Source organism: Chroococcidiopsis sp., from assembly GCF_051657925.1.
Classification (GTDB): Bacteria; Cyanobacteriota; Cyanobacteriia; order Cyanobacteriales; family Chroococcidiopsidaceae; genus Chroococcidiopsis.
This window is the reverse complement of record NZ_JBOFLP010000042.1, coordinates 1-3915: the sequence shown is the minus strand read 5'-3', so window position 1 is coordinate 3915 and position 3915 is coordinate 1. Positions and strand designations below refer to the sequence as shown.

Genomic DNA, 3915 nt, shown 5'->3' with positions numbered 1-3915 from the left:
ACTCGAACCATCAGCAGTAATTTTATTGCGAAAGGTAGTAGAAGGGCGGATAAATTTCCCTTGGTTATCTTCTTGTTCCCGTTCGGAAATCCATTTACCGTCAGCTAGAATACCTAAACCCATCGATCGCACCTCTTGCGAATTTGTACTTGTGAGTTTCTAAGTTCGCTCTTCATACATGCTAAACCAAGAAAGCAAAGTCAAAAATCAAAAGGCAAAAATCAAAAGTCTTCTTTTTTTTCAATAACTATCAAGGCATAAAAACGCATCTATCTTATGGTATAAACATTGAGATTGAAATGAAGCAAAGTAGAAATTCAAGTGTAGGGTGGGCAATCCCCACCTAAGTATTCAAATTGCGATCGCCATTCACTTTCTAACCAAATTAGGAGTTGATTTTCACTTTCACTCAGAAGCAGGATGTCCTAAAATGTAACAAAAAGTAAATTTAGCTGCATCAGCAACCACTGATAACCGATCGCTGACAGCTGTACGGGCGGGTTTAGCAAATAGATTAACCGCCTCAGCAAGTAAATCTGCTATCAAATCTCGCCCCTACGATAACTGATAACTGATAACTGATAACTGATAAATCTATGAGCGATCGCATATTTGTTGCAGCTACTTTCATTGTTTTTCTAGCTCTGATTATTGGTGTTGGCATCTATTCGTCAACTCACAAGAAAAATACAACATCTGACTACATCCTCGCCAGTCGCGGGGTAAGTCCTTGGCTGACGGCGCTTTCCGCAATGTCTACGGGTCAGAGTGGTTTGTTATTTCTCGGTCAAGTTGGCTTTGCCTACACAGCCGGAATTTCTGCTATTTGGTTAGTTATTGGTTGGGCAATAGGAGACTATCTCGCTTGGTTTTTATTTTTCAAACGTTTGAGAAAAAGATCTGAAGAAACAGCATCGGATACTGTTTCTGATTTCTTAGCGCAAAACACTTCCGGCGCTCGTTGGATCTCGAGTGTCTCAGGCATAATTATTGTGGCTTTTCTCGGTGCGTATGCAGCATCGCAACTCGTAGCAGGTAGCAAAGCACTGAATGTCGTCTTCGGCTGGGATTATCGTCTAGGAATTATTCTCGGAGCAGTAATAGTTGTTATCTACTGTTTTTCTGGGGGTGTGCGTGCGGAGATTTGGACGGATGCAGTCCAAGGGATAATTATGATTGGTTCGTTGCTGCTACTACTATCCGTAGCAATTACCGACTGTGGTGGATTTGGGCAACTTTGGACAAGATTGGGCGCGATTGATGCAAAGCTAATTAATTTGAGTCCATCTAATCTACCATTGGGCTTTTTGCCCTTTTTTATTGGTTGGATTGTGGCTGGATTTGGTGTAGTCGGTCAACCGCATATCTTAGTCCGAGCGATGGCAATTGACTCGCCCGATAATGTCAATAGGGCGCTGAATATCAAAACTCTTGCTAGTTTAACCACATCTTTTTCTTCCATTACCATCGGCTTAGCAGCACGGGTGTTGTTACCCGACTTGATATCAGGTGGCGATCCTGAGTTAGCATTGCCGTATTTAGCAGAAGAATTGCTACCCGCAGGCTTTGTCGGACTGATGCTAGCCGGAGTCTTTGCTGCTACTATGTCTACTGCGGATTCTCAAATTCTGTGCTGTTCGGCGGCGTTGACTCAAGACATCGCGCCTCAATTTGCTAATTCCTATCGAATTGTCAAGTTAGGCACTTTAACTGTCACCGCGATCGTTTTGAGTATTGCTTTAGTAGGCGATGATAATGTGTTTCTCTTAATTACATTTTCTTGGTCGGCTTTAGCTTCGGGTTTAGGTCCACTGTTATTATTGCGAGTTGGACAATTGCCCGTCAGTACGCCTGTAGCACTATTAATGATGGCTGTCGGAATTATCACCGCTATTAGTTGGAACCTGGTATTTAAGTTATCTTCTGTAGTTTACGAAGTCCTACCAGGGATGATTGCAGGTAGCTTAGTCTATGTCATAGCGCGATTGCTGGCTTCTAAGTCTAGATCTCACCAGCATAGATGACGAGAGAATTAGGCTTCGTTGAGGATCTTGGGAACTTTGAAAAATTCCCCATCCTGTTCTGGGGCGCTTTCGAGAATAGCATCGCGATCGCCATATGGTTCTAGTTTATCCGCACGGGTGATATTACTAGCATCAATTGCCCTCATGGTTGGAGGTACATCAGTTACGTCAAGTTCGCTCAACTGCTCGAAATAATCTAGAATGCTACTCAATTGAGTGGTAAATTGTTCCTCCTCTTCGGGAGTGAGTGCTAAGCGTGCGAGATGGGCAACTTTATGAACTTGTTCTTTGTCGAGCATGGATGGTAATTGGTATAGCAGGGAGTAGGGAGCGGGGAGCAGGGAGCGTACGAGCAGTTAATTCTCTACTTACGACTTAGCCATTCCCATTAAAAGTAAATATCTTTTGATAAACGTCCGGTGGTTTTGAGCCAGTTTTGTGCTTCGAGATAGTTGTTGGGATCTATTTGGATAGCGCGTTTCCAGTAGTCAGCAGCGAGATCGAATAAACTATCGGCGCGATCGCTATCTCCGTCTTCTTTGGCTTTTTCCCCTTGGAAGTGATAGATGACAGCCATGTTATTCAAGGCTTGCGTCATGTTGGGGTAACATTCGAGTGCTTTTTCGTAATACTCCAAAGCTATCTCGTGTTCGCCATTATTTGTATAAATCAATCCCATGTTGTAGAGAACGTAGCTGCGATCGTAGGGATCTTCTTCTAGTTCCAAAGCCTGTCTGTAGTTGTCTAAAGCTTCGGCATACTCTCCAGCCCCCTGAGCAGACATACCATCGCGGTAATAGACAAAAGCTTCTTTAGCTTTTTTATTGGTAGGCAGAATCTTCAGAATGATATCTGCCATGACGGTAAATGTTTTATCTACAAAGTTGTCATTACGCTGGCTTCTTGGCATATCGAGTCCGAGCTACCGTTTGGTGTATCGCTTTTGCGATCTATCTTAACGTGAGTGCGACAATTTAAAACAGGACGAGACGCCACCGATCTTCAACTCAGTCGCACTCAGCTAGATGGTTGAGAGGATGTCCGATTTCTATCTACCTTATTGCAACAAAACAGCAAAAAATTTTCTTTGATTCCACAACATTGATAAACCGCTAATAGTTATCAGTACAGTTACAAACTTGTGAAACTGCTCGTCACTCATTTTCTGTAAAATTTGCTGTCCTACCCAGTTCGCCGGAATTGCTGCCATTCCAATGACTAATCCATACCAGAGATACGATTTGGTAAATGCTCCCAAGCTAGCATAGGTACACATCTTAGCTATATGTACTACTAAAACGTGGGCGGATTTCGTGCCGATCATTTTTTCTTTAAATAAACCGTAATTTAAATACAATGGATTTAAGATTGGACCAATACTGCCGAGCAAGCCAGAGAGAAAAGCGTGAATAAAGCCGGCAGGCAAGAAAACCCAACCCGAGACTTGAAAAGTTGGTTTTTTCTCGCCTACAAACAAACTAAAAGCAGAACTCACTAAAAATAGCCCTAGCAGAGTTTGTATCCACTCTAGATGGGTTTGAGTAAACGCGATCGCACCCAAAATCGCCCCCGACACTGCACCAGGCAAATACCACCAAGTTAGCCGCCAATCTATATCTCGCCAAAAAACAAAAACCCGCTGCAAATTCCCCAATAACATTCCTGTGGTCACGACTGGCGGAATAGCTGGCGTTTCTAGCAGGAAGTTTACCATCGGAATAATAATAAACGGACTTCCCCCACCAGCTAAGCTACTAATAACCCAAGCAATAAAGCTCGACCCTGCTAAGAGGAAAACCGTCATAGAGGCGATCGCCTTTAATAAATCTTTATAAGCTTAAGTATTAACTTTAACTTTTTACTTGCATCCGTTGCTACTAGGATTTGCACT

General features: G+C 43.0%; 5 protein-coding genes and 1 pseudogene. 1 reads left to right on the top strand and 5 read right to left on the bottom strand.

The features are described from left to right. Both ACRC32_RS03045 and ACRC32_RS03040 read right to left on the bottom strand, forming a co-directional pair. Nucleotides 1-123, bottom strand: a pseudogene (locus ACRC32_RS03045) (glutathione S-transferase family protein); the annotation flags it as partial. A gap of 282 nt (nucleotides 124-405) precedes the next feature. Further along, nucleotides 406-546: a hypothetical protein gene (locus ACRC32_RS03040; RefSeq protein ID WP_438552586.1), complete on the bottom strand. Its 141-nt coding sequence runs from the start codon at nucleotides 544-546 to the stop codon at nucleotides 406-408. A gap of 50 nt (nucleotides 547-596) precedes the next feature. Between ACRC32_RS03040 and ACRC32_RS03035 the strand changes: the two genes are divergently transcribed. Next, the gene (locus ACRC32_RS03035) at nucleotides 597-2024 is read left to right on the top strand and encodes a sodium/proline symporter (RefSeq protein ID WP_438552585.1); all 1428 of its coding nucleotides are present in this window, start codon (nucleotides 597-599) and stop codon (nucleotides 2022-2024) included. Nucleotides 2025-2032: 8 nt separating this feature from the next. Here the strand turns inward: ACRC32_RS03035 and gatC are convergent, their stop codons facing one another. The 3 genes from gatC to ACRC32_RS03020 all read right to left on the bottom strand — a co-directional run bounded on the left by gatC (nucleotide 2033) and on the right by ACRC32_RS03020 (nucleotide 3828). Continuing rightward, complete coding sequence (gene gatC, locus ACRC32_RS03030; protein ID WP_438552584.1) at nucleotides 2033-2323, bottom strand: Asp-tRNA(Asn)/Glu-tRNA(Gln) amidotransferase subunit GatC; 291 nt, start codon at nucleotides 2321-2323, stop codon at nucleotides 2033-2035. Between the two features lie 89 nt (nucleotides 2324-2412). After that, nucleotides 2413-2934: a photosystem I assembly protein Ycf3 gene (locus ACRC32_RS03025; protein WP_438552583.1), complete on the bottom strand. Its 522-nt coding sequence runs from the start codon at nucleotides 2932-2934 to the stop codon at nucleotides 2413-2415. Nucleotides 2935-3081: 147 nt separating this feature from the next. Then, entirely contained in the window at nucleotides 3082-3828 is a 747-nt protein-coding gene (locus ACRC32_RS03020; RefSeq protein ID WP_438552582.1) for a sulfite exporter TauE/SafE family protein, read from the bottom strand. Nucleotides 3829-3915: the final 87 nt, after the last annotated feature.